This is a genomic window from Curtobacterium sp. L6-1 (assembly GCF_018885305.1).
In the GTDB taxonomy this organism is placed as follows: Bacteria; Actinomycetota; Actinomycetes; order Actinomycetales; family Microbacteriaceae; genus Curtobacterium; species Curtobacterium aetherium.
The window spans coordinates 1,813,200-1,839,091 of the sequence record NZ_CP076544.1; the positions used below are offsets into that span (position 1 = coordinate 1,813,200).

The following is a 25,892-nucleotide window of genomic DNA, read 5'->3' on the forward strand; positions in this document are numbered from 1 at the left end:
GTGTTAGCCAGAAGCTAATACCCGTAGCCAGGACGTGTCAAGGACTCTCCGTCAGGAGCGCCGACCGCCCACTGCAGCCAGGTACGCGGACCACTCCTTCGGACACCGTGCTGCGAGCCACCCGGCCAGCTCATCGGTTCCCGGGTACCCGATGAACGCCTGGAAGAGGCGCTTCTTCCGGTCCCCCCTACCGACGATGCTCGACCAGGTCATGCCGTTCCTCGACTGCACCTCGGACTGCAGCGCCCGGATGTCGGTCGGTCGCACGATCCGGGGCTTGCGGAAGCCGAACCGCACCGCCAGGTGGTCGTCGAAGCCCTCGATTCCCGAGCGCCGGATCGCTGCGGCGAGCAGCACAGCGAGGGCGCCGGTGCCACAGAAGAAGAAGACCGACAGCCCGGCCATCGTCATCGCGTCCGGCCGCCCGGACGTGGCGTCGCGCACGGCCGAGACGAGGCCGACCAGCACGATCACCAGTCCCGCGACGAACCACATCATCCACTGCCAGGTGGGTCGCCGGGTCCGGAACAGCGCCTTCCTCGGCGCGTCCGGCGTGGCCCCGCCCCAGGTGTTCGTCATCTCGCTCATCGTTCCCCCTCCACGTCGACCGTAGCGCCGGGAGCGGTCGACCGTCCGGTCAGCGGGTCCCACCGTCCGCCGCGACGAGCTGCAGCTGTGTGAGCGCGACCGGCGTCAGCGCCAGGAACGTCAGCGTCCCGCCGTCGACCCCACCGGCGAAGGGGAACACCCGCGTCTGCCCGGCCCAGGCGAACTCCTCGTCGAGACCGTCGAGCGTGTGCACGACGTACCCGTCGGCGCTCCGCAGCGTGATCCGCCACGACGCGGTGCCGGGTGTCGCCGCCGTCACCGTCACGAGTGAGGCCGCCGCCACCGAGACCGGCACGTCGACGGACTCCCCCGCGGCGAGCGACACGACGGTCCTCCCGGCGTCGTCCGTGAGCGGTGACGCCCCGACCGGTAGGACGTCGTCGGGGGTGTCCCGGTACCCGTGCTGCTCGGACGCCGAGGTCGGGCGCGTGTCCGCCGCCCAGCCGACCGGGGTCTCCGACAGCGCGACGACGATCCGCGAGGCGCCGACGACGACCGCGTGCGGGATGCTGATCGACGTCCACGGCTCCCCGTCGACGGTGACGGAGGCGATGAACCGCCCGGTGCCGGCGGTCTCGATGACAGTGGGCGATCCTCCCGGTCGGCGCAGCACCGTCCGCCGGACCGCCGGCGGCACGAGCACGTAGGTCCCGGTCGACGGCGCCAGCGGGTACAGCCCGATCGTCGCGAAGACGTACCAGGCGCTCATCTCGCCGTTGTCCTCGTCGCCGGGGTACCCCTGGCCGAGGTCCGAGCCGACGAACAGCCGGTCGAGGCACTCGCGGACGATCCGGTGCGCGTCGTCGTGCCGCCCGGTGGCCATCGGGAAGAACGGGATGTGGTGCGCCGGCTGGTTCGACAGCCCGAGCATGCCCATCCGGACATCCCGGGCCTCGGTCATCTCGTGGATCGCGAACCCGTACGAGCCGGACCGGTCGGTGCGGCCGGTCTCGCGGCGCTCGGTGAACCGGTCGAAGGCGGCGTCGAACGCGGCCGGTCCGCCGTGCAGGTCGACGATCCCGGCACTGTCGTGGGGCGCGGTGAACATCGTCCCCCACGCGTTCGTCTCGGTGTAGTCGCTCCCCCACACGTCGGGGTCGAAGTCGGCACCCGCGCGCCACGACCCGTCGGGGGTGCGGCCGATGAAGAACCCCCGATCGCGGTCGAAGACGTTGCGGTACTGCAACGACCGGCGGGCGAACCACTCGTGCTCGGCCCGGTACCGTGCTCCGCCGGCCGTGTCCCCGGCCGCGGCCGCACGCTGCGCCATCGCGTCCGCCAGCACGGCGACGCCCCAGTCGTTGATGGCCGCGTCGAGGGTCCACGACATCCCCTCGCCGGTCGCGGTGTCGACGTACCCGCGGAACAGGCCCGGGAGGCTCCCCTTCCGTCCGACCCGTCGGTCCGGAGAGGGGACGGTCGCGTTCCGCAGTGCCGACCGGTAGGCCTGCTCGACGTCGAACCCGTCGACGCCCTTCGCCACGAGGTCGGCGAAGACCGTGTCGCTCGTCGTGCCGGTCATGACGTCCTCGGCGCCGGGTGCACTCCAGCGCGGGGTCCAGCCGCCGTCGACGAAGTGTCCGACGACGCCCTCGGCGAGGTCGGCCGCGGTGTCCGGGGTAAGGAGCGCGAGGAGCGGCCAGGCCGTGCGGTAGGTGTCCCAGAACCCGTTCGTCGTGGTGAGCGGCCCCTCGACGATCTCTGGACCGGGCTCGTCGCGGATCGGCTCCGACAGGACGGCGCCGTACGGAGACCGATGGCGCGGGCTCCCCGTCCGCGCGGTCTCCCCCGCCCGGGTCGGGTAGAGGAAGGCCCGGTACAGGCCGGAGTACAGCGACACGAGCTGGTCCTCGGTGGCGCCCTCGACCTGCAGCACGTCGAGTTCCGCGACCCAGCGTTCCTCCGCGTGCTCGCGCATCGCGTCGAAGTCGCCCGCGGCGGCGAGGTTCGCGACGGCGTCCTCGGCGGAGACGGTCGAGATGCCGAGCAAGACGTCGGTGTCCCCGGCGACCTCGACCCAGCCGCGCAGCTCGCCGTCGACGAACGCGGTGTGCTCGGCGACGGCGTTCGCGATGCGCAGGTGCACGTGGTGCGGCGGGGTCTCGGCACGGTCGTCGAGCAGGGCGTCGACCACGGCGGTGCCGTCCTCGACCCGGACCGCGCAGGAGCGCAGGACACCGTGGTGGTCGAGCACGACGCTGCGGGCACCGGTGAACCGCCAGGCCAGGGCGAACTCCCCCGCGGTCAGCTCGGCGGTCACACCCTCGTCGAGGGCGACCTGGTACCGGTGCGGGCCGTCGAGTTCGTCGACGTGGTCGAACCCGAGCGCGCGGGCGGTCCGGTCGGGGTCGGGCGAGGCGAGCGGCGACGGCATGACCTGGAACACCCCGCGGTCGGCCATCCACGGGGACGGCAGGTGGCTCGTGGCGAACGCCTGGATCGTCGGCCGGTTGTCGCTCGCCCGGTTGTGCTCCTGGTAGGCGTACGGCCACCGGCTGTCGGACGCGTTCGTCATCGGCAGCCCGAACACGCCCCCGTGCGGGAGCCCGACGAGCGGTGCGTTGTTCCCGCGCGAGAACGTGCCCGACGAGTGCGTGCCGCGGGTGGTGCGGACGTGGTCGAGCGGACGCGCGTCCGCGGGGAGGGCGCCGGTGGCGGGACCGGCGGGCTCGATGCGGACGTCGTCGAGCCACCCGCGCACCGACCGGGCCGACGGTCCGCCGACGGAGGCGGGCCGGTCTGCCCGGCCGAGCCGCGCCTCCAGGCGGTCCACCACCCGACCGGCGGCCGCCGACAGGTCGACGGTGCGGCGGTTCCACTGGTCGACCCACTGCTTGCCGGCGTCGTCCTGCCCGGCCGGGGTGACGACGTCGCCGTACTGGTCTCGGGCGCCGCCCTCGCTCAGTCGGGTGCCGTCGGTGAAGACGACGTCGAGTGCGAACGCCGTGGCGGCCCAGAACCCGTCGAGGTCCCGGACTGCCGGTTCGGTCTGCCCCTCGGGCAGCGACCGCTCCGGGAACCAGACCCAGGTCAGGACGTCGGTGGGGCCGACCTCCCGACCGGTCAGCCCGCGGAGGACCTGCACGGTCTCCCCCGGCCCGGTCTGCTCGACCAGGGTCGCCTCCTGCGAGACGAACCCGACCCCGTTCCGGGCCGCGACCGCGGTCACCGGACCGGTGTTCGTCGGGCTGTCAGTGGTCGGGCCGCCACGGCGCACGTCACTCATGGATCGATCGTTCCCCTACTTGTAGACCGCGGACTGACCGTAGAGCACCTGCGTGAACTGCGACACGTAGGGGCTGACGTCGCCGTCCGGCAGGTTGTACGTCATGAAGACGCCGTACCCGTCGGCCTTCGAGCGCTCGGCGAGCGAGACGGCCAGGTCCGCCGGCGTGTTCTGGATGTCCACCGCCGCAGCCGAGAGCTTCGACTTCGGCAGGCCCGGGATCGTCGGCGCCGTGTAGGTGCCGTAGTACGGGTTCCACGCGTAGTCGAGCTTCTTGCCGATCGACGGCTTCTCGTGCTGCAGCGACGTCGACGACGGGCCGATGTCGTAGAACGAGATGATCTTGCCGGGCATGTCCGCGCGGAGCGCCGAGACGAGCCATCCGATCGACTGGTCGTTCGGCTGCGGGGTGCCGTCCACGCCGTAGTCCGAGTACTCGTCGTCGAGGTCGACGCCGTCCAGCCCGTACTTCTCGACCGTCGCCGACACCTGGGCCGCGAAGTCCCGCGCGTCCGCCTTCGACGTGAAGTTGGCCAGACCCGTGCCCTGGTGGTTGCCGAGCACCGAGAGCGTGACCTTGATGCCCTTCGCCTGCAGCGGGCGGATCTGGGTCGCCGCCTGGTCGAGCGTGCGCTGCACGTTCTCGTTGGCGTACAGGACTGCGTCGCCGTCCGCGTCCCGGTTGATGTTCGCGGCGAAGATGATCGCCACGTCGAACGCGTTCGCGCCGTTCTCGAGCGTGTACCGGCCGACGTTCCGGAGCTCGTCGTTGTTCACCTCGACGTAGGCGATGCTCGTCGGCCCGGACTTCGTCGGGGCGGCGTGCCCCGGGCGTCCGTTCCCGTGGCCGTGGCCGTGGCCGTGGCCGTGCCCGTGCCCGTGGGATGCCGCTGCTGGCCCGCCCGGTGCTGCCGACGCGGCGGCGGGCACCATCGGCGCCGCCACCATGGCGACGAGCGCCGCCACAATCCCGATCTTCATGGTCTTCTGCATGACACTCCTCTTCGAGTGGTGTCCGCGGCGACGAGGTGCCGCCGCGGTCCACGACCGGTCCGGCCGTGGGACCCGCCGCCGGGACACCCGAAGTCCCGGCGGCGGGGGTCTCAGTGCTCCCCCGTCAGTGCGCTGCGGCCCGGCGAGCAAAGCGGAAGGTGCGGACCTCGAAGGCGTCGACCGGGAAGGCCGCCACCCCGTCCGTGACCGAGGCGACGCCGGGCAGCGCCGGGTTCGTCTCCTCGAGCAGCGTGACCTCGACCGGCTCGTCGAACGGTCCGTCGACCGCCAGGCCTCCGGTGCCGCGACGACCCTCGGGCTCGTACACGCGGACGACCAGGTCACCCGAGCGGTCGTCGGCGAGCTTGACGGCCGAGACCACGACGTCGCCGGAGGCCTGCACGAGCGCGTCGAAGCCGTGCGCGCCGGTGATCCGTCGGACCGACGTGTTCATGACCGTGCCCGCAGCGGTCGCTCCGACCACATCGGTCCCGATCACCAGGCCGTACCGGTGCGTCTGGACGCCCTGGTCGGTCTCCGGGTCCGGGAACCGGGGCGCCCGGAGCAGCGAGAGCCGCAGCGTCGTGGTGACGTGTCCGTCGACCGAGTCGCGCGTGACGTCGAACCCGTGGATCGAGTCGTTGACGAGGGCGACGCCGAACCCGGGCTCCTCGACGAGCACGTACCGGTGCATCGAGGTCTCGAACTTCGCGGCCTCCCACGAGGTGTTCGTGTGCGTCACCCGCTTCTGCGCGCCGAACTGCGTCTCCGCGATGGTGTGCTCGGCGCGGACGTCGAGTGGGAACGCGACCTTGAGGAACTTCTCGGTCTCGTGCCAGTCCGTCACCTGGTCGAACTCGAGCGTGCGGGTACCGGGTGCGAGCGTGATCTCCTGCGTGACCGTCGACTCGCTGAACGACCGCGACACCGTCACCCGGGCGGTGCCGTCCTCGTCGACCGAGCCGCGCAGGGCGGTCACGTCGACCAGGTCGTCGACACGGTTCCGGTAGTACCGGTCGACGTCCCACGCGTCCCACATGTTCGGGAAGTCCTGGTGCAGCTGCAGCAGGTTCGCCACCTGGCCCGGTGCGATCGCGTCGCGGCCGGTGGACAGGTCGACGGCGCTCGTCACGAGCCCGCGGCCGTCGACGACGACGCGGACCAGGTCGTTCGTGAGCACGAACCCGCCGTCGGCCTCGGCGATCGCGACCGGGGTGGTCGCCTCGACGTCGGTGGTCAGGATCGCGCTCTGCGCGAGGGCGCCGCCCTGGAGGGACGGGGCCGGGTTCACGACGACCGTCGCGTCCCCGTCCCCGGCGAGGGCCGACAGGGCGGACGTGATCAGGGCCTCCAGCCGGGCCGCGATCTCCGCGTACCGCTCGACGGCCTCGCGGTGCACCCACGCGATCGAGGTGCCCGGCAGGATGTCGTGGAACTGCTGGAGCAGGACCTGCTGCCAGAGCGCGTCGAGCTCGTCGTACGGGTAGGCGAAGTCGGTGCGGGCGGCGGCCGTTGCACACCACAGCTCGGCCTCGACGAGCAGGTGCTCGCTCCGGCGGTTGCCCTGCTTCGTCTGGTGCTGGCTCGTGAGCGTCGCGCGGTGCAGCTCGAGGTAGAGCTCGCCGACCCACACGGGCGGGTTCTCGAGCTCGGACTTCGCCCGGTCGAAGAACGCGTCCGGGTGCTCCCACGTGACGCGGGCACTGCCCTCGAGGTCGGCCAGCCGCGCGGCCGTGCCGGTCATCTCGCGGGTGGTGCCGCCGCCGCCGTCACCCCAGCCGACCGGCGCGATCGACCCGGTGGCCAGGCGGTTCTCCCGGAACTGGCGGGAGGCCTTCGCGACCTCGGACCCGGACAGCCGCGAGTTGTACGTGTCCATCGACGGGAAGTGCGAGAACACCCGCGAGCCGTCGATGCCCTCCCAGAGGAACGTGTGGTGCGGGAACTTGTTCACCTGGTTCCACGAGATCTTCTGCGTGAAGAACCACTCGAAGCCCGCGCGGCGCATGAGCTGCGGCAGCGCCGGCGAGTACCCGAAGCTGTCCGGCAACCAGACACCCTTCGGTCGGATGCCGAACTCGCGCTCGAAGAACCGCTGGCCCTGCGAGAACTGCCGGACGATGCTCTCACCGGTCGGCATCACGGTGTCGGACTCGACCCACATCCCACCGAGGGGCAGGAACCGGCCGGCGGCGACGGCGTCCTTGACCTTCGCGTACACCTCGGGGCGGTGCTCCTTGATCCAGGCGTACTGCTGGGCGCTCGACATGCCGTAGAGGAAGTCGTCGGTCTGGCCGATGAGCTCGGTCATGCTCGAGGTGGTGCGGGCGACCTTGCGGATCGTCTCGCGGACCGGCCAGAGCCAGGCGGAGTCGATGTGCGCGTGGCCGACGGCGGAGATCCGGTGCGCGGAGGCCTCAGCGGGCGCGGCGAGCACCTCGGCGAGCGCCGCACGGGCGTCGGGGGCGGTCTCCGGGATGTGCTGCAGGTCGAGGGCGTCGAGGGCGTCGTCGAGCGCCTGCAGGATCCGCATGCGGCGCGGGCCCTGGGGCAGCTCCTCCTGCAGTTCGAGCAGGACGTCGATGTCGAGTGCGAGTTCGTGCACCTCGGACGCGAACACGGCGAGGTCCATCCGTCGTGACGTGTAGAGCCGCTTCGGGGACGAGGTGCGGACGTCGCCCTCCTGCGTGACGAGGAAGGGGTGGTAGTCGAGCAGCACCGGGTTGGACGCCGCCTCGACGAAGAACTCGACGGTCTCGCCGCCGACGGCCTGCTCGGCGACGAGCACCCACTGGTTGCGCGGGTTGATCGACTTCACCGGGGTGCCGTCGGACAGGTACACGAGCCCCTCGCACTGGAAGCCCGGCATGTTCTTGTCGAACCCCAGGTCGACGAGCGCCTCGACCCGCTGCCCGGCCCAGGCGGTGGGGACGGTGCCGGACAGCCGGAACCAGGTGGTGCCCCACGCGGCGCCCCAGGGTGTGCCGACCTCGTACGGCTCGAAGTCCAGCGCGAGTCCCTCGGCTGGGGCGACCGGCTCACCGGGCAACTCGTGCCAGGCGGTGTCGAGCGGGACGGCGGTGGCGTGCACCTCGGGCAGGATGCGCTCGTCGAGGACGCGGCGGGCGCGGCCGATGGTGAGCGGGATGTCGTCGTGCATGGGTCCTCCCGGGGACGGCCGTGACCGTCCGGGTCGTCGGGGCGTGGGGCGTGGGGCGTGGTGCTGGTCGTGCCGGTGGTGCTGGTCCTGCTGGGTCGTGCTCGTGTGGTGCTGGTCCTGCGGGGTGGTGCTGGTGTGGTGCTGGTCCTGCGGCGTGCTGCTCGTCGTGCGGTCAGGGCATCGTCGCGGGGTGGGCGACCGAAACGGTGGCGGATGCGGTGTCGCCGGGCACGTCGATGCACGTGGTGATCCCCCGGTCGCGGAGGAGCACCGCGTCAGGCACCCGGGAGCGGAGCACGACCTGGGGACCGCGGCCGTCCTGCTCCGCGATCGCGAGCCACGCCGCGGCGAAGCGACCACCGGGAGCGGAGTCGGCCCGCGTCCCGCCGAGCGGTGTGCCGTCCGGGGCGACGTCGTCGAGCACGAGTGCGGTCGTCGGCGGGGTCGGCGCCCGGTACGCGCCGTCGCCGAACGCCGCGGCCATCTCGCGGAACCGCTCCCCCGTCGGCTTCACCCGACCGTCGTTCGTGAGCAGGCCGAGGTCGTACTCGAGCTCCGGGAAGTCGGCGAGCGAGCGGGAGACGTCGTGGGAGCACCACCACGTGATGCCGAACAGCCCCTGCACGTCGAGGGCGTGCCGGATCGTCTGCTCGGTGAACGTCGGGGCGTCGGCCACGTCCACCACGTTGGTGGGTGCGCCGACCTCCTGCAACCAGTTCGGCCGGTCCGCGCTGGTGTTCCACGCGGCCGCGAGCTGGAGCAGGTACTCGCCGTGCCGGACCGACCCGGGACCCAGGGCGCCGTGCACGCGGGCCGCGCCGTTGAACACCCACGAGTGCGTGACCGTGGCGTCGCCGTGCTCGGCGGCGTGCTCGGGGCCGAAGGGCTGCGCGTCGTCGTACCAGGCGGCGTCGTACTGGGCGAGGGTGACGAGCGGTGCCGGGCGCTCGCCGGTGGCGGGGGCGGGTCGGACGCCGGACGCGGGGCGGGCCTCCATGCCGGACGACCCCGACGACCCGGACCTGGCTGACGCAGCTGACGGCCCGGACGCGGCGGACGGTGCGAGCCCACCGGACTCGCTCGTCCCGAGACCCGCCCGCGCTGCCGCGACCATCGTGGCCGCCCACGCGTGCCCCTGCTCGGGCGTGGTGGGGAACGGTGCCGGGTGCGGGGCGTGCGCGAACTGGTTGACCTCGTTGCCGACCGTGACGCCGAGCAGGTTCGGCCGTCCCGCGACCGCACCCGCCAGCGCCTGAACGTACGCGGCCGTCGAGGCGACCACGTCCGGGTCGGTGAACATGTTCCGCCGGTGCCAGCTGTCCAGCCACGACGGCAGGAAGTCGAAGCTCGACAGGTGTCCCTGCAGCGCGTCGACCGTGACGTCGAGCCCGAAGGACGCCGCGATGTCGACCACGGTGGCGACGTCGGCCAGGGCGGCCGGGCGGATGAGCGTCCGGTTCGGCTGGACGACCGGCCAGAGCGGGAACACCCGCACGTGGTCGGCCCCGAGCCCGGCGATCGCCTCGAGGTCCCGCGCCGTGTCCGACGGCGAGAAGTCGAGCCACGAGTGGAACCACCCGTTGGACGGGGTGTGGTTGACGCCGAAGCGCATCAGCCCTTCACCCCGCCCTCTTCGACGCCCTTGAAGAAGAAGCGCTGGAGCACGGCGAAGATCACGGCGATCGGGATGAACGCGATCATCGTGCCGGCCGCGATCATCCGCTGGTCGGTGGCGAACGTGCCCTGCAGGTACTGGAGGCCGACGGTCAGCGTCAGCTTGTCCGGCGACTGCAGCACGATGAGTGGCCAGAGGAAGTCGTCCCACGCGCCGATGAACGAGAAGATCGCGATGACGGCGATCGTCCCCTGCACGGCGGGCAGCGAGATGTACCGGAGGCGCTGCATCGCGTTCGCCCCGTCCATCACCGCGGCCTGGTCGATCTCCTCGGGCACCTGTCGGAAGGCGTTGAACATGAGCAGCACGTTGAGCGCGGCGATCATCCCCGGGAGGGCGACACCGACCAGGGAGTCGGCGAGGCCGAGGTCCTTCACGGTGACGAACTGGGAGATGATCGTCGCCTCACCGGGCAGCACGAGCGTGGCGAGGAACAGGCCCAGGATGATCTTCCGACCTCGCCACTGCAGTCGGGCGAGGGCGAAGCCGGCGAGCGTCGCGAAGACGATGTTCCCGATGACGTCGATCGCGGCGACGATGAGCGAGTTGCCGATGTAGCCGAAGACCGGGATGGCCTCGCCGACGCGCAGGTAGTTGCCGAACGTCGGCTGCGACGGGATGAACGAGGGGTTCGCGGTGTAGATGTCCTCGCCCGTGCCCTTGAGCGACGTGGAGAGCTGCCAGAGGAACGGGCCGATCGTGATGAAGAGCACCACGACGAGCAGCACGTAGCGGACCGCCTTCTCGCGGGTGGACATGACGCCCCAGACCGCGCGGCGGCGCCGCTTCGGTCCGGTCGTCCCGTCCCGTCCGTCCGGCCCGTTCGGCCCCTTCGGTCGGGAGGCCCGGCCGGCGTCGGTCGCGCCGGTCACGTCCGGTGTCGGTGCGGCCGCGCCGGCGTTGCCGCCGATGACCGGTTCGCTGGTGTCCGTCGTGTTCGTCACTTGTCCGCCTTGCTGTTCATCCGCGCGAGGGCGAGCATCGGGATCAGGGTCACGGCGAAGAGCAGGAGGCTCAGGGCGGACGCGTAGCCGAGGTTGCCGGTGAAGCCGCGGGCGTACTGCTGGATGAGCATGACGAGCGAGTTGTCCTGCCCGCCGGGGCCGCCCGTCCCGTTCGTCAGGATGTAGAGCTCGCTGAACACCCGGAGCGCCGAGACGCAGACCAGGATGCCGACGAGGGTCATGGTGCCGCGGACGCCGGGCATGGTGACCGACCAGAACCGGCGGACCGCACCGGCGCCGTCGAGCGCGGCGGCCTCGTGCAGGTCCTTCCCGACGTTCCCGAGGGCGGCCAGGAAGATGATCATGTAGTAGCCGAGTCCCTTCCACACGGTCAGGCTGATGGCGCTGAACAGCAGCAGCCACCGGTCGGACAGGAACGGGATCGCGCCCTGCACGACGCCGAGCGACTGCGCCATCTCGTTGACGACACCGCGGTCGTCGAGGATCCAGTTCCAGATGAGCCCGACGACGACCGCGCTCGCGATCACCGGCGTGTAGTAGGCCGTCCGGAAGAACGCGATCCCGGGCATCCGGTGCTGGACGAGCACGGCCATGAGGAGCGGGAGGATCGTCAGCAGCGGCAGGCACACCACCATGTAGATGACGCTGTTGAGCAGCGCCTCCCACACCTGCGGGTCCGCGAGCAGGGTGCGGAAGTTCGCGGTCCCCACCCACGCGCTGACCCCACCGAGCGGGCTGGCGTTCGTGAACGACAGCCGCACGGTGTTGATCGACGGCCAGAGACTGAACGCGAGCAGCCAGACCAGTGCGGGCAGCACCAGCAGCCAGGGCGTGAACCAACGGTTCGCACGCATGACGATCCTCCCTCTTCCTTCGTGTGTCGGGCCGGATCAGCCGTTGGCGAGCAGGGTGTTCATCTTGGTCTGCGCGGTCTGCAGCGCCTTCTCGGGGGTCGTGCCGCCCTTCATCGCCAGCGCGATCTGCTGGTCGAGGAAGTCCGTCATCGCTGAGTTCGCCTCGACCGGGTTGAGGTTCTTCGCGGTCTTCAGGGCGTCGTTGGCGAGGACGCGGGCCTTCGCCTGCACGGTGCCGTCGTCCTTCGAGAAGAACGGGTCGGACTGCGAGGACTTCGTCGACGGGAAGATGTTCACCAGGTGCGCGAACGCCTCCTGGTTCTCGGCGTTCGTCATGAAGGCCGCGAGGGCCTCGGCCGTGGCGATGTGCTTGCTCTTCGCCGAGACGCTGAGCCCCTGGACGTACAGCGGCGGGTTGTCCAGCGCCGGCGAGACGACGATGTTGCCCTTGAGCGACGGGTTGTTCTTCTCGAAGTCACTGATCGCCGTGGCGCCACCGGTCGTCCACGCGACCTTGCCCTGCGTGAACAGCGTCGAGTTGCCGAGGTAGTCGGTGTTGAGGACCGAGGACGGCATGAGGCCGTCCTCGTACGCCTTCGCGTACTTCGCGATGAGGTCGGCGGCCTTCGAGGAATCCGCGAAGGTGAACTTCGTGCCCTCGTCGTTGAGGATCTCCACCCCGGCGAGCGAGAAGTCGGACAGGCCGGGCTTGCGGCTCATCAGGTAGTCGTCCGGGCACTTCTCGTGCATCGTCTCGGCCTGCGTGAACAGCTCGTCCGTGGTCGTCGGCGGGCTGGCCGGGTCGAGGCCGCACCGCTCGAACATCGTCTTGTTCCAGTAGTCGATGTCGGTGTTGAGGTACCAGGGGTAGCCGAATGTGCCGTCGACTCCCTTGTACTCGTACGCGGCGAGCCCGCCCTCGACGTAGGTCTTCGCGAGCGTGTCGTCGTCCTTCGCGATGTCCTGCAGGAACCCGCGCTTGGCGAGGGGCAGCGCGATGTCCGGCGGCAGGTTGACCACGTCGGGCAGCGAGTTCGAGGACGCCTGGCTGAGCACCTTCTCGGCGTAGCCGTCGCCGGGCTGGTCGACGAGCTTCACCTTCGCCTTCGGGTACTTCTCCTCGAAGTCCTTCACGACGCCGTCGAGGTACTTCGTGTAGGTCGGCGTGAGGGCCCAGGTCTGCAGGGTGATCGACCCGCTGACCTCGCCGTCGCCGCCGCCGGTGGCTGCACCGCTGCCGCTCGAGCAACCGGTGAGGACGAGCGCTGCCGCTGCGGCGCCGGCGAGGATCGCGGCCACTCGGCCCGACGTCGTGCGTGGGGTGGTTCTCATCGTTGCTGACTCCTTCGTCGAGCTACTGAACCGGTTCAGCCTTCTGCGCCGAACCGCTGCGTGACGGCGACGATGCCTGACTAAAGCGCTATAGTCAAGCCCGTGGCCACAGGACGCCGGACGACGATCGCCGACATCGCAGCGCGGGCCGGCGTGTCGATCAGCGCCGTGTCCTTCGCCCTCAACGGGCGCCCCGGCGTGTCCGAGGCGACGCGCGAACGGGTGCGGCAGGCCGCTCGCGAACTCGACTGGCGTCCGCACACCGCGGCGCGCGCGCTCGGCGGAGCCCGTGCCGGGACGATCGGGTTCGTCCTCAACCGGCCGGCCCGGACCCTGGGCACCGAGTCCTTCTTCGGCGACCTCATCTCCGGCATCCAGCTCGGCCTCACCGGGACGCACATCGGCATGACGCTCCTCGTCGCTCGCGACGCCGACGAGGAGCTCGAGACCTACCGCGACTGGTGGCGCGGGCACCGGGTCGACGGCGTCGTCGTCATCGACCCGCGCCGCGACGACGACCGCCTGCGCTTGCTCGCGGAGCTCGGGATGCCGTGCGTGGTCGTCGGTTCCCACCCGACCCCGGCCGGATCGGCTCCGAGCGTGTGGATCGACGACTCGGACGCCACCGACACCGTGCTGCGCTACCTCCGCGCCCTCGGCCACCGGCGGATCGCACACGTGTCCGGTCCCCCGGAGTTCGAGCACACGGCGCTGCGCATCGAGCGCGTCCAGGCGTTCGCGGGCACGCTCGTCGATGCCGACCCGGACGACCGCACCGAGTCCGTGCCCACCGACTACTCGGCCGAGGCCGGTGCGGCGGCCACCCGACGGCTCCTGTCCGGGGCGACCCGTCCCACGGCGATCGTGTTCGACAACGACGTGCTCGCCGTGGCGGGCCTCGGCGTCGCGAGCGAGATGGGCGTGCGGGTGCCGCAGGACGTCTCGATCGTGTCGTTCGACGACTCGGCGATGATCCGGCTGGTCCGACCGGCCATCACCTCGCTCACCCGTGACACCGTCGAGCTCGGGCAGCGTGCGGCGGTCCTGCTCCGCGAGCAGATCGAGGCGGACGCTCCGCTGCCGTCCCGGCCCGGGCCGGAGCTGACGTTGAGCGTGCGGGAGTCGACGGCGCGCGTCGGGGGCTGAGCGGCCCGTCCGCGTGGTCGGTGGAGCACGGCCGCCGGTCGCCCCGCGCCGACCGCGTGCGGGACCGCCGAGGAGACCCCGGCTGCGTCCCCGACGGCGGGCCGGTTCGTGTATGGTTCCGATCACCGAGGTAAAAGGCGCCGCCGTCTGCGACGCACCAGCACGCGGCATCGAACGAGTCGCCACTTCTTCCCGCGAAGGAGTGTGCCCCCGTGTCGTCCAACCCCGCTCTCCCCCGTGGTCGCTCGTCGACCGACGGCCTGCCACCTCGTCTCTCCGATGCCTGGATCGCCCTCGCCGGGCTGTCCGCGGTGTTCCTGTTCGAGATGCTCGACAACTCCGTGCTCAACGTCGCGCTGCCGACGATCGGCCGTGACCTCGGGTCGTCGACGACGGGCCTGCAGTGGGTGTCCGGCGCGTACTCGGTCGCCTTCGGTGGCCTCATGCTGCTCTTCGGCGCCGTCGCCGACCGCTTCGGCCGTCGCCGCGTGATGTTGTCCGGCCTCGTCCTGCTCGCCGTCGCGAGCCTGGCCACCGCGGTGGTCACGACGACCGGGGAGCTCGTCGCCGTCCGGGTCCTGATGGGCGTCGCCGCGGCGATGACCACCCCCGGATCGATGGCACTCGCCTTCCGCCTGTTCGACGACGAGGGGCTCCGTGTGCGGGCCCTCACCGTCATCTCGACCGCGGGGCTCGTCGGCCTGGCCGTCGGACCGACGGTGGGTGGCTTCGTGCTCGCGGTCGCCCCGTGGCAGGTGCTGCTGCTGGCCGACGTCCCGATCGCCCTGCTCGCCCTCGTCGGCATCCGACTCGGTGTCGCGCGCGACGAGTCCGCAGGACTCCGCCGCGACCCCGTCGACGTCGTCGGCGCGCTGCTCGGCACCGCCGCGACGGCGGGCGCGCTCGTCACGCCGACCCTCCTGGTCGACGCGGGGAGCGCCTCCGTCCCGGGGTGGCTCGTCCTCGTCCTGACCGTCGTGTCCGCGACGGGCTTCGTCATCCGGGAACGGACGGCGCGGAGCCCGCTGGTCGACCTGCACCTGCTGGCCCGACCGCTGGTGTCGAGCGGCCTCGCGTTCAAGGCCGCGTCGGGGCTCGCCGTCGGCGGGCTGTCGTACCTCGTGACGTTGCAGCTGCAGTTCGCCTGGGGGTGGCCGCCGGTCCTGGCCGCCGTGGGGACGCTGCCGCAGGTCGTCGTGCTGCTGGCCGGCGGCAGGTTCGTCGGGCCGTTCGTCCAGCGGGTCGGCCTCGGTCGGGCCGCGTGGACCAGCGCAGCCGCGGTCGTCTCCGGACTCGCGGTGTTCGGCGCCCTGAGCCGCCACGGCTACGTGTGGGTGCTCGTCGCACTCGTGCTCGTCGCCGCCGGCATGCGGGTCGTCGGCGTCGTCGCGGGCGCCTCCGTGCTCACCGGGCTGCCCGCCGACCGGACCTCCGTCGGTGCCGCGCTCGTCGACACGTCGAGCGAACTGGCCGGTGGCGCCGCGGTCGCCGTGGCGGGGACGGTCGTCGCGGCCGTCGTCACAGGCAGCATCACCACGACCACCTGGTCGGCCGACCGCCTCGCAGCGTTCCAGGACGCCCTCACCGTCGCCGGGGTCGGCCTCGCCGTCGTGGCCGCCCTGCTCGTCGTCGTCGGGATGCTCCGGGCGCGGCACACCGACGGACCGGAGGACCCGGTCGACGCGCCCACCTCCGACGTCCCCCAGACCACCACCGACACCCCCGCCCCGACCGACCCGACCCGTCCGACGACCCACGCCGAGGAGACCACCCGTGCCTGAGACCACCACCCTGCCCCGCCCGCCGTTCGACCCCGAGTTCGTCCCGTTCCTCTCCGCCGCGGACGAGCGCGGCCGCTTCCACCTGACCGCCGAGATGCTGCCGCGGATGCGACAGCTCGAGGTGACGGAGGCCGAGCTCGACGACGGACTGCGCGCCCGCGGCCTCGAGCGGCGCAGCATCACCGTCCCCGGTCACCTCGGCGACCCGATCACCCTCGCCGTCGTCCAACGCGCCGGCCGGACGGGTCGGGCGGCCTGTGCGTTCGCCGTGCACGGCGGCGGCATGATGTTCGGCCACCACCTCGGCAACCTCGAGGCCTACGACGAGTGGCTGCTCGTGCACGACGTCGTCCTGGTCAGCCCGGACTACCGCCTCGCTCCGGAGCACCCGGACCCCTACCCGGTCGAGGACTGCTACGCCGGCCTCGTCTGGACCGCCGAGCACGCCGACGAGCTCGGCATCGACCCGGACCGCATCGTCCTCGTCGGACAGAGCGCCGGCGCCGGACTCGCCGCCGGCACCGCACTCCTGGCCCGTGACCGCCGGGGGCCGGGCGTCATCGGACAGGTGCTCGTCAGCCCCATGCTGGACGACCGGCTCGCGACCCTGTCCTCGCGGCAGTTCGACGGGGTCGGGGTCGCCGACCGCGAGATGACGTCGTTCGGCTGGGACGCCTACCTCGGCGAGCGTCGTGGTGGCGAGGACGTCTCCGTCTACGCCGCCCCGGGCCGCGCGACGGACCTGACCGGACTGCCGCCCGCGTACGTCGACTGCGGCAGCACCGAGGTGTTCCGCGACGAGACCGTCGCCTACGCCGGCGCGCTCTGGGCCGCGGGCGTCCAGGCGGAGCTCCACGTGTGGCCGGGCGCGTTCCACGGGTCGACGAGCATGATGCCGGACGCGGTCCTGTCCCGTCGGGCCGTGCAGGCCATGCGGGAGTTCACCGGGCGGCTCCTCGGCTAGCCCACGCTCCGCGCCTCCTCGTCCGCAGCGCGGTCCTCCTGCACCGCGAACTGCGTGCGGTGCAGTTCCTCGTACCGCCCGCCGGCGGCGAGCAGTTCCTCGTGCGTCCCGCGCTCCACGACCGAGCCGTCCTCGACCACGAGGATCAGGTCCGCGCTGCGGATGGTCGAGAGCCGATGCGCGATGACCATCGCCGTCCGGCCCTCGAGCGCCTCGCTCAGCGCGGCCTGCACGGCGGCCTCGGACGTTGAGTCCAGGGCCGCCGTCGCCTCGTCGAGGATCACGACGCGCGGCTGGGCGAGCAGGAGGCGCGCGATGGTCATCCGCTGGCGCTCACCGCCCGACAGGCGGTAGCCGCGCTCCCCCACCATCGTGTCCAGCTGGTCCGGCAGGGAGCGGACGAGCGGCTCGAGCCGCGCGCGGCGGACGGCGTCCCAGACCTCGTCGTCGGACGCCTCCGGCCTCGCGAGCCGCAGGTTCGAGCGGATGGTCTCGTGGAACAGGTGCCCGTCCTGCGTCACCATGCCCATGGTGTGCCGCAGGGAGGCGAAGGTGACGTCGCGGACGTCGGTCCCCGCCAGGCGGACGGCGCCGCTGTCGACGTCGTACAGGCGCGAGAGCAGCTGCGCGATCGTCGACTTGCCGGCGCCGGACGTGCCGACGAGCGCGACGGTCTGCCCCGGCTCGATCCGGAAGGACACGCCGTGCAGCACCTCCTCGCCGCCGCGGGTGTCCAGCGTGGCGACCTCCTCGAGGGAGGCGAGGGACACCTTGTCCGCGGACGGGTACGCGAAGCGGACGTCGTCGAACTCGACCGCGACGGGGCCGTCGGGGACGGTGACGGCGTCGGGCTGCTCCTGGATCAGGGGCTCGAGGTCCAGGACCTCGAAGACGCGCTCGAAGCTGACCACCGCGCTCATGATCTCCACGCGTGCGTTCGCCAGGCTGGTCAGCGGGACGTAGAGGCGGGTCAGCAGGAGCGCCAGGGTGACCACCGCGCCGGTGTCCAGCTGACCGGCGAGCGCGAGGACACCGCCGACGCCGTACACGAGCGCCAGGGCCAGGGCGGAGACGAGCGTGAGGGCGGTGACGAAGACGAACTGCAGCAGGGCCGTGCGGACGCCGATGTCGCGCACCCGGGCGGCGCGGACGCGGAACTCCTCGGCCTCCTCGTCGGGTCGGCCGAACAGCTTCACGAGGGTGGCACCGGGTGCCGAGAAGCGCTCGGTCATCTGCGTGCTCATGGCGGAGTTGTGGTCGGCGGCCTCGCGGCGTAGTGCGGCGAGGCGGCTGCCCATGCGGCGCGCGGGCACGAGGAAGACCGGCAGCATGACGATCGCGAGCACCGTCACGAGCCAGGACGTGCTGAGCATCACGGTCAGCGTGAGGATCAGTGCCACGAGGTTCGTGACCACGCCGGACAGGGTGCCGCTGAAGGCCTGCTGCGCACCGATGACGTCGTTGTTGAGGCGGCTCACGAGGGCGCCCGTCCGCGTGCGGGTGAAGAACGCGATCGGCATCTTCTGCACGTGGTCGAACACCGCGGTGCGCAGGTCCAGGATCACGCCCTCGCCGATCCGGGCCGAGTACCAGCGCGTCGCCAGTGCGGCACCGGCGTCGGCCACGGCCACGAGGGCGATGACGACGGCGAGCGAGACGACCGTCGAGGCGGCGCCGCGGGCGACGATGACGTCGACCACCCGGCCGGCGAGCACCGGCGTCGCGACGGCGAGGAACGCCCCCACGACGGAGAGCGCGATGAAGACCACCAGCTTGGCCCGGTACGGCACCGCGAACGTCGTGATCCGACGGACGGACGCACGCGAGAAGCCGTTCCCACCGTCCCTGGCGCTCGAGATCTTGTACAGCGAGCTCCAGGCCGCGCCTTCCATGCTCATGGCAGTTCCTTCCGTGGGCACCGGGCCCGGCTGCGGCGTCGGGGTGCCCGAGCTCGAGGTCCTCCCCTCGGCGGCGAACCGGGAGCCAGGATACGTCGCCGCCCGGACACCCGGCGCGGGTGGCCCGTCCGGACACGCCCTACGCTGCAGGAGTGGTGCGCGCGATCATCCTCGTCATGGCGGAGTTCTCGGTCGGCGACTCACCGCTGTGGTACCGCGGCTCGCGTGAGGACGTCGGGGAGGCGGACGCGGAGCAGCTCGGGCTGAGCCGGTCGCTCCGGCAGGACCTGCTGGCGTGGAACGACGTCTACGAGTCGCGCGGCGAGCCGGACTTCGCCTGGCCGTCCGCCGCGGTCCACGACACCCACCGCGTCGACGCCTTCGCACTGGCCGCTCGGGTCCAACTGGAACTCGGCGACGACGTCCACGTCTGGTGCGGAGCCGGCGACGGCATCGACACGGTGCACGAGGCGGGGACCGCCATCGTGCTCCAGAGCGAGCGGGCCGGGACCGACGTCGAGTTCCTGCATGACGGGCACCGTGACGTCCGGACGGCGCTCGGAGCGGGCGCGTCCCACCGGGCGGCGCAGGCGATCGTCCACTGGCGTGCCCTCACCCGACGCGTCGACACGCCCTTCGGGGACGCCGAGACGCGCGCCCTCGGCCTCCGGACCGCCGGGCAGGTCCAAGCGGACGTGGGACCGCGGGCGCAGGTCGTCTCCACGGGCGGGGTCTCGGCGCCCTACCGGATCGACGAGGTCGGCTGACGCCCGGCCGCGCCGCGGCGACCACCCGCGACGCAGCACGCGCAAGCCCGCGCAGACTCGTCCTGCACCACGCCCGACGCAGGTGCCCACGGGCGAGCCGTCGTCCGGTCCCGGACACGCCGACCGGCGCACCCGGACTTGACGCTCGTTCGAACACACGTTCGAATACGAGGGTGGGACGGCGTCGCGAGAACCGGTGGCAGCCCCCGGAACACCCGGAGGTCGAACGTCCGCGCGCGTTCTCGCTCTCCGAGGAGGCGCGCGGCGGCGACGTCTGCCACGCCGTGACCCCGATCCCGGTGTGGGCGTGGGTGCAGTTCCCCACCTTCCACGTCCGCGTGAAGGCGTTCGCCCGCAGCTGGACGCGCGACGCGGTGCTCGTCGAGTGGGCGCAGTTCGGCCAGCAGGCGGACGCGTGGATCTGGCGGTCCGCCGTCAAGCACCGGGCCCTGCGGGCGGTGGACCCGCGCACCGGACACGCGCCTCGGAACGGCGCTCGATCCGATCCGCGGCCGGTCCGACCGCGCTCACCGGAGTCCGCATGACGCATCGCGTTGACTTCCGGAGCCGCGACGAGGATCGTTCCAGACACACCGGTTCGAGAAGATACTCGATCATCGAGCGATCTGACCGGATCGAGCCCCTGGAGAGGAGGCACCATGAAGAAGACCGAGGTGCCGTCCTGGGTTGCCCACGTGCTCACCCCACCTGAGGTCATCGCGGCCTACGTGGACCGACGGGTCAACGACCCGTCGCTCCTGTCGGGAGTGCAGGCGGAACCCACGTACGCGGACTTCCTCCGCGGCGAGTAGACGGATCGTCCGGCGCGACCGCCGCAGGTCGCGCTGCTGACGTGGGGTGCGCCTCCCGGCCGGGAGGCCCGCCCCACGTCCCACACACTCCCCCGTCCGACGGGCCCCACCCTCCGGACCGCGGCCCCGCCGGCACGTCGCGCCGTCGGGTGCGGCTCAGGCGGTCGCCGCCGCGCGACGTGCCGTCAGGGTGACGCCGGCGCTCGCCGCGGTGACGCACACGAGCGCGACGACCTCGAGCGGCGAGAGCGCCTCGCGCAGGACGGCCAGCCCGGCCAGGGCCGCGATCGCCGGTCCCAGGCTCTGCAGCACCCCGAACACCCGGGTCGGCATCCGCCGGAGCGCCGTCATCTCGAGCGCGTACGGCAGCACGCTCGACAGGACCGCGACGACGCCGAACACGAGGAGCAGCACCGGGTCGGCGACGACGCCGTCGACCGCGGGCCGCAGTCCGAACGGCAGGGCGACGACCATCGCGACGAGCATCGAGACGCTGAGGCCGTCGATGCCGGGGATGGCCGCGCCGACGCGTCGGTTCATGACGATGTAGGCGGCCCAGCACGCGGCGGCGAGCACGGCGGCCACGACGCCCCCGACGTCACCGACCGCCGCGGGTCCGACGCCGAGCAGCACGACCCCGGCGAGCGCGAGGACCGCCCAGAGCGCGTCCCGCCACCGACGGGTGTGCACGAGGGAGAGCGCCAGCGGGCCGAGGAACTCGATCGTCACGGCGACACCGATCGGGATGGTCGCGAACGCCACGTAGATGAACAGGTTCATGCCGCCGAGTGCGAGACCGAGCCCGACCGCCCCGACCCACTGCGTCCGGGTCCAGTGCCGGACGCGGGGACGGACGACGAGGGCCAGGACGAGCGCGCCGATGACCAGGCGGAGGGTGGCGGCGCCGACGGACCCGATCTCCTCGAAGCGGGTCTTCGCGACCGCGGCGCCGAGCTGGACCGACACCATCGCGGCCAGTGCCAGCAGGGGTGCCGGGACCCGGGTCATCCGAGGTACGCCAGGACGGCCAGGACGCGGCGGTGGTCCTCGCCGGTGTCCTCGAGCGCGAGCTTGGCGAAGATGCTCGACACGTGCTTCTCGACCGCGCCGGTGCCGATGACCAGGGCGCGGGCGATCGCGGCGTTCGTGCGTCCCTCGGCCATCAGCCCGAGCACGTCGCGCTCCCGCGGGGTCAGTGCGGCGAGGGGGTCGCGGCGGCGGCTCATCAGCTGCGTGACGACCTCGGGGTCGAGCACCGTCCCGCCGGAGGCCACGCGCCGGACGGCGTCGTCGATCTCGTCCAGCCGGGTGACGCGGTCCTTGAGCAGGTAGCCGATGCCGGTGCTGCCGGCGGCCAGGACGTCCTCGGCGTAGGTGGCCTCGACGTACTGCGACAGGAGCAGGACACCGGTGCCCGGGGCGATGCGTCGGGCCTCGACCGCGGCACGGACCCCCTCGTCGGTGAAGGTCGGCGGCATCCGGACGTCCATCACGACGACGTCGGGTGCCAGGGCCGGCAGCGCGGCGAGGAACGAGGTCGGGTCGCCGAACTGTCCGACGACGTCGATGTCGGCCTCGTCGAGCACGCGGGCCAGCCCCTCGCGGAGGAGCACGGCGTCGTCGACGACGACGGCCCGGATGCGTGCTGCACCCGGGCCGTCGGTCATGCGGTCAGCCTAGCGGCGACCCGGGATCCTCACGCGCGCGGCGTCGGGACGCCGTTCAGCGCGCCGAGCGGGATGCGAGCGGTCGCCTCGGTCGGGCCACCGGCGGGGCTCGACACGGTCAGTTCGCCGTCGAGGGCGCGCATCCGGCCCATCAGGCCCTGGATGCCGTGCCCCTCACGCGGGGTCGCCCCACCACGACCGTCGTCGGTGACGCTCACCGTGAGGAACCACGTGCCCGACGCGTCGACGAGCAGCCCGAGGTACACCCCCGCGGTGGAGGCGCCGGCGTGCTTCGCGGTGTTCGTCAGCAGCTCGCTCACCGTGAAGTACACGTTGCGCTGGACCTCGGTGGCGAGCTCGAGTCCCTCCGGCAGGCGGATGTCGAGGCCGACGGGGATCGGCGACCGGGCGCACAGGGCCTCGAGCGCCGCGACCAGGCCGCGGTCGAGCAGGATCGGCGGTGCGAACCCGCGGGACAGCGCCCGGAGCTCGTCGAGCGCGTCCTGGGCGTGGCCGGACGCCTCGGCGATGAGCTGCTTGGCGCGCTCCGGGTCCTTCTCGAACGACCGCTCCGCCGACGCCAGGTCCATCCGGAGCCGCACGAGCCGCTGCTGGGGGCCGTCGTGCAGGTCACGCTCGATCTGGCGGAGCGCCTGGCCCTCGGCCGTCACGGCACCGGCGCGGGAGGCCTGGAGGCCCGCCACGCGCTGCTCGAGCACCTCAGCGCGGAACCCACCGAGCAGGCCGTGGTCGATCCAGTAGTGCGCGAGCACCGAGCCGCGCAGCCACAGCGGGAACAGCACGACGCTGGCCGCCATCGACAGCAGGCCCAGGAAGGCGAGGCCCGCGAAGGACCCGACCTGGTACGGGTCGATGAGGTACGAGCCGGCGACGACATAGAAGAGGACGGCGGCGATCGGCCAGACGAACCCGGCCGCCAGGAGCACCCCGGCGCCGACGGTGACCACCGCAGCCATCGGGTAGACGACCACCGCGTGCAGCAGGTACAGCCAGTAGTGCGGGTTGGCGACGGCGGACCCGGTGCGCGTCCACCAGTTCTGCTGCCAGCGGGGCGTCCAGTCCACCGGGCGGATCGGCCGCGGGTCGGCCCAGCTCATCCGGAGCTTCTCGAACTGACCGAGCCAGCGGGCGATGAACAGGGCGACGAAGAACAGCAGCAGCGTGAAGGGGTTGAGCACGTCCCGCGACCCGAACCCGCCGATGCCCAGGACCGCCGGGAACGCGAAGTACAGCGTGCACAGCAGCACCGCGGTCAGCGCCATGTAGCCGAAGTCCCGTGGCGACCGACGCCACGCCTCGCGGTAGAACGCTCCGGCGGTCGTCCCGCCACCGCGACCGGCACCGCTGCGCACCGGTGCCATCGGTCCGCGGCCGGACGACGTGGGCGGCATCGGCGGGGTGGCGTCCCACGTCGGGGGCACGGCGCCGCCGGGGGCGGACTGGCTGGGCATCGGTTCCGTCGCTCTCGGGGTCTCGGTGGTCCGGTGCCCCTCGTCGGGCGCCGGGGTGTCGGCGGGTGCGGTGGTGGCTGCGGGTGCCGCGGTTCCGGCGGTGTCCGGCGTGCGGGTGGCCCCGACCGTCCCGCCGCGCAGGTCGCGCAGCGGGACGGTCGGCTCCTGCCCGGACGGGCCGGTCACGTCGTGCAGTGGAACGGTCTCGGCGTGGTCGGGCGAGGCCACCGCGTCGTCCAGGGGGACGGTGCGTGCCAGGTCGAGCCGGTCGGTGTCGGTCATGCATCGAGCCTCGCGGAGACGCGGGCCCGCTCCCATCCTGCCGTCTCCCGGACCCGTGGTGGGGTTACCCCCACCCCCTGGTCGGCGGTAGTGTGCGGCAACGGACGACGATCGGTGGGGGCACCATGACGGACACGACGGACCACGCGGGGACGACGCACGGCGACGAGGCCGGACGGACGGGCACGGACGAGGCCGTCCGAGCACCAGTCCGGTCGGCCACGTCGGCGCGCTGGGCGGCGCTCGCCGCCGTGGTGGCGGCCCTCGTGCCCGCGCTCGGCGTCGTCGGGGTGTGGGCGGACCAGACGGTCGGCGGCTCGTGGACGTACGGGCCCGTCGCACGGGTGCTCGGCGTCGTCGGACTCCTCGCGGGCGTGGTCACCGCCGTGCTCGCCGCCCGTCGCGGTGACCGCGCCACCCTGGGCTTCGGGCTCGCGGCGGTCGCCCTCCCGCTCGGGGTCCTCGTCACCAGCCTGCTGAACCCCGTGGCGGCCGTGCTGCTCCTGCTGGCCCGCGTGCTCCTCGTCGCGTTCGGCGTCGTGGTCGCACTGCGGTCGACGGGTGCCCGGCGCGTCGCGGGCTGGTCCGTCACGGTCGGTGCCGGTGTCTGGCTGCTGTCCGAGATCGGGATGGACGTCCTGTTCCGGTTCTGGATCCCGTCGCAGGAGGCGCTGCTGCCGTTCTTCACGGTGCCGCAGGTCGGCCAGTTCGTCGGCTTCGTCGCCGCGGCCCTGCTGTTCGTCCCGCCGCTCGTCCGCCCGGTCGGCACCGGTCTGCGCCGCCTCTGGGCGACCGCCGACGTCCGCTGACCGCCGAGCCGCGGACACCAGGGCGTCCGCGGACCACAGGTGGCCGCGGACGCCACCCGCTCAGACCAGCGCCGCGGCGACCTCCGGCGTCTCCTCGGGCACCGACCACGGCCGCTGCGTCATCCCGCTGTCCCCGCGCACGGACACGACCGCGCCGGCCGCGTCCCGCGTGTAGACGATCTGTTCGTCGATCGACCCGAACCGGTTGCCCGAGGCCATGCGCAGGGTGTCGGCGTCCACGACCTCCAGCCGGACCGGTGACTCGGTCGGCACCGGCTGCGTCGGGTCGATCGCGAGCAGCCGGTCACCCACGCGGGCGACGTCCGTGATGCCCTCGAACGTGGCGAACCGTCCGGTGTACCGCCCGGCGTCGACGTCCGCGGGGAGCGCCGTGCCGGGGGCGTGCTCGTCGGCCGCCGCGTCGAGCAGGTGCACGATGCCGTACGCGAGCATCGTCGCCGGACCGGTCGCGCTGCTCGTCAGGACGGACACGACCAGCGAGGACGCGGGGTCGAAGACGGACTGCGTGATCTGGCCGGGGAACCCGCCGGAGTGGCCACGGACCTCCCGGCCGTTGATCCGGTCGACGACGAACCCGGCTCCGTAGCCGCGCGCCGCCGGGTCGCTGTCCAGCGCGCTCCAGGCCCTCCGCTGCGCCAGTCGCTTGGCGTGGTCCGACAGCAGCGATCCGCGTCCGGGCACGTGCGCGGTGAAGTAGCGGACCAGGTCCGAGGCGGTGCCGTGGAAGCCGGTGGCCGCGGCGAGCGCCCCTGTCGTCACGTGCGGGACGGGCTGCCGGGTGCGGGCGGTGTGCAGGCCGGTGTAGCCGACGACGAACTCGTCCGCGCGCGCCGGGTCGAACTCGGCGCCGGTGCCGGTCAGGCCGAGCGGCTCGGTGATCGCGGTGCGGACGTGCTCGGCGTACGAGGTGCCCGTGACGGCCTCGATGACGAGCCCGAGCAGCCCGTAGCCCAGGTTCGAGTAGTTGAACGCCGACCCGACGGGCACCTTCGCCCCGCCGTCCACGACGAGCGCGACGAGCTGGTCGACGTCGGGGAACGGGTGCGCGAGCGCCCAGTGGTCGCCGTCCGCGCCGTCCCGGACGACGCCGGCGCCCATCTCCATGAGCTCGCGGACGGTGGCGTCGGCGATCGGGGACCCGGCCTCGGCGAGCGCCGGTACGAACGAGCCCACCGTGTCGTCGAGCCGCAGGGCGCCCTGGTCGGCGAGCCGGAGCAGCGCCGTCGCCGTGAACGTCTTCGAGTGCGACGCGATCCGGAACAGGTCCGTGGTGGTCAGGCGCCGTCCGGCCTCGACGTCGGCGTACCCCCACGCCTCGGAGAACAGCTCCTCGCCCTCGAAGCCGACGGCGACCTGCACCCCGGGCAACCGCAGCTGCCACACCTTGTACGCGATCCACTCGCGGACGTAGGGCAGGACGGACTCGTAGGCGGCGCGCTTCTCCATGCCGACCAGCCTG

Annotated in this window: 20 protein-coding genes; 7 read left to right on the forward strand and 13 right to left on the reverse strand. The window is 72.4% G+C overall.

Annotated features, from left to right (window positions below; translation table 11 throughout):
* Positions 1-51: 51 nt before the first annotated feature.
* The 8 genes from KM842_RS08250 to KM842_RS08285 all read right to left on the reverse strand — a co-directional run bounded on the left by KM842_RS08250 (position 52) and on the right by KM842_RS08285 (position 12,814).
* The gene (locus tag KM842_RS08250; protein ID WP_216257445.1) at positions 52-579 is read right to left on the reverse strand and encodes a hypothetical protein; all 528 of its coding nucleotides are present in this window, start codon (positions 577-579) and stop codon (positions 52-54) included.
* 58 nt (positions 580-637) lie between these two features.
* On the reverse strand, positions 638-3,835 hold the full coding sequence (locus tag KM842_RS08255) for a GH92 family glycosyl hydrolase (protein WP_216257447.1): 3,198 nt from the start codon (positions 3,833-3,835) through the stop codon (positions 638-640).
* Between the two features lie 15 nt (positions 3,836-3,850).
* Complete coding sequence (locus tag KM842_RS08260) at positions 3,851-4,828, reverse strand: endo-beta-N-acetylglucosaminidase H (protein WP_216257451.1); 978 nt, start codon at positions 4,826-4,828, stop codon at positions 3,851-3,853.
* Positions 4,829-4,952: 124 nt separating this feature from the next.
* Positions 4,953-7,988, reverse strand: coding sequence for an alpha-mannosidase (locus KM842_RS08265; protein ID WP_216257453.1), 3,036 nt, complete (start codon positions 7,986-7,988; stop codon positions 4,953-4,955).
* A gap of 172 nt (positions 7,989-8,160) precedes the next feature.
* Positions 8,161-9,600 (reverse strand): glycoside hydrolase 5 family protein, encoded by a 1,440-nt coding sequence (locus tag KM842_RS08270; RefSeq protein WP_216257455.1) that lies wholly within the window; start codon positions 9,598-9,600, stop codon positions 8,161-8,163.
* A complete protein-coding gene (locus KM842_RS08275) occupies positions 9,600-10,607 on the reverse strand; it encodes a carbohydrate ABC transporter permease (RefSeq protein ID WP_216257457.1) in 1,008 nt (335 codons plus the stop codon). The genes KM842_RS08270 and KM842_RS08275 overlap by 1 nt, the downstream gene beginning before the upstream one ends.
* Positions 10,604-11,482, reverse strand: coding sequence for a carbohydrate ABC transporter permease (locus tag KM842_RS08280; protein ID WP_216257459.1), 879 nt, complete (start codon positions 11,480-11,482; stop codon positions 10,604-10,606). The genes KM842_RS08275 and KM842_RS08280 overlap by 4 nt, the downstream gene beginning before the upstream one ends.
* A gap of 36 nt (positions 11,483-11,518) precedes the next feature.
* Positions 11,519-12,814, reverse strand: a complete 1,296-nt coding sequence (locus KM842_RS08285; protein ID WP_216257461.1) for an ABC transporter substrate-binding protein — start codon at positions 12,812-12,814, stop codon at positions 11,519-11,521.
* A gap of 102 nt (positions 12,815-12,916) precedes the next feature.
* On the opposite strand from KM842_RS08285, the gene KM842_RS08290 reads away from it, so the two are divergent.
* The 3 genes from KM842_RS08290 (at position 12,917) to KM842_RS08300 (ending at position 16,705) form a co-directional block, all read left to right on the forward strand.
* On the forward strand, positions 12,917-13,960 hold the full coding sequence (locus tag KM842_RS08290; protein WP_216257463.1) for a LacI family DNA-binding transcriptional regulator: 1,044 nt from the start codon (positions 12,917-12,919) through the stop codon (positions 13,958-13,960).
* Between the two features lie 212 nt (positions 13,961-14,172).
* A complete protein-coding gene (locus KM842_RS08295; protein ID WP_367397681.1) occupies positions 14,173-15,741 on the forward strand; it encodes an MFS transporter in 1,569 nt (522 codons plus the stop codon).
* Complete coding sequence (locus KM842_RS08300) at positions 15,734-16,705, forward strand: alpha/beta hydrolase (RefSeq protein WP_216257465.1); 972 nt, start codon at positions 15,734-15,736, stop codon at positions 16,703-16,705. The genes KM842_RS08295 and KM842_RS08300 overlap by 8 nt, the downstream gene beginning before the upstream one ends.
* Here KM842_RS08300 and KM842_RS08305 read toward each other — a convergent pair.
* Positions 16,702-18,603: an ABC transporter ATP-binding protein gene (locus KM842_RS08305; RefSeq protein WP_216257468.1), complete on the reverse strand. Its 1,902-nt coding sequence runs from the start codon at positions 18,601-18,603 to the stop codon at positions 16,702-16,704. The two genes, KM842_RS08300 and KM842_RS08305, sit on opposite strands and share 4 nt — an antisense overlap.
* A 155-nt stretch (positions 18,604-18,758) precedes the next feature.
* On the opposite strand from KM842_RS08305, the gene KM842_RS08310 reads away from it, so the two are divergent.
* From KM842_RS08310 to KM842_RS08320, 3 genes are all read left to right on the forward strand, one after another.
* Entirely contained in the window at positions 18,759-19,370 is a 612-nt protein-coding gene (locus tag KM842_RS08310) for an immunity protein CdiI family protein (protein ID WP_216257469.1), read from the forward strand.
* A 173-nt stretch (positions 19,371-19,543) separates the two neighbouring features.
* Entirely contained in the window at positions 19,544-19,915 is a 372-nt protein-coding gene (locus KM842_RS08315; RefSeq protein WP_216257471.1) for a hypothetical protein, read from the forward strand.
* A gap of 114 nt (positions 19,916-20,029) precedes the next feature.
* Positions 20,030-20,182, forward strand: coding sequence for a hypothetical protein (locus KM842_RS08320; RefSeq protein ID WP_181431126.1), 153 nt, complete (start codon positions 20,030-20,032; stop codon positions 20,180-20,182).
* Positions 20,183-20,338: 156 nt separating this feature from the next.
* Here KM842_RS08320 and KM842_RS08325 read toward each other — a convergent pair whose 3' ends face one another.
* Genes KM842_RS08325 through KM842_RS08335 form a run of 3 tightly spaced genes read right to left on the reverse strand, consistent with a single transcriptional unit; the run spans position 20,339 to position 23,603 of the window.
* Positions 20,339-21,190, reverse strand: coding sequence for an EamA family transporter (locus tag KM842_RS08325; protein ID WP_216257473.1), 852 nt, complete (start codon positions 21,188-21,190; stop codon positions 20,339-20,341).
* Complete coding sequence (locus tag KM842_RS08330; RefSeq protein WP_216257476.1) at positions 21,187-21,849, reverse strand: response regulator transcription factor; 663 nt, start codon at positions 21,847-21,849, stop codon at positions 21,187-21,189. The genes KM842_RS08325 and KM842_RS08330 overlap by 4 nt, the downstream gene beginning before the upstream one ends.
* Positions 21,850-21,878: 29 nt before the next feature.
* Positions 21,879-23,603 carry a sensor histidine kinase gene (locus KM842_RS08335; RefSeq protein ID WP_216257478.1) on the reverse strand — a complete coding sequence of 575 codons (1,725 nt, stop codon included), beginning with the start codon at positions 23,601-23,603 and terminating at the stop codon, positions 21,879-21,881.
* 125 nt (positions 23,604-23,728) lie between these two features.
* Here KM842_RS08335 and KM842_RS08340 point away from each other — a divergent pair, with 125 nt between their 5' ends.
* Positions 23,729-24,412: a hypothetical protein gene (locus KM842_RS08340; protein WP_216257479.1), complete on the forward strand. Its 684-nt coding sequence runs from the start codon at positions 23,729-23,731 to the stop codon at positions 24,410-24,412.
* A 60-nt stretch (positions 24,413-24,472) separates the two neighbouring features.
* Here the strand turns inward: KM842_RS08340 and KM842_RS08345 are convergent, their stop codons facing one another.
* Complete coding sequence (locus KM842_RS08345; protein WP_216257481.1) at positions 24,473-25,879, reverse strand: serine hydrolase domain-containing protein; 1,407 nt, start codon at positions 25,877-25,879, stop codon at positions 24,473-24,475.
* Positions 25,880-25,892: the final 13 nt, after the last annotated feature.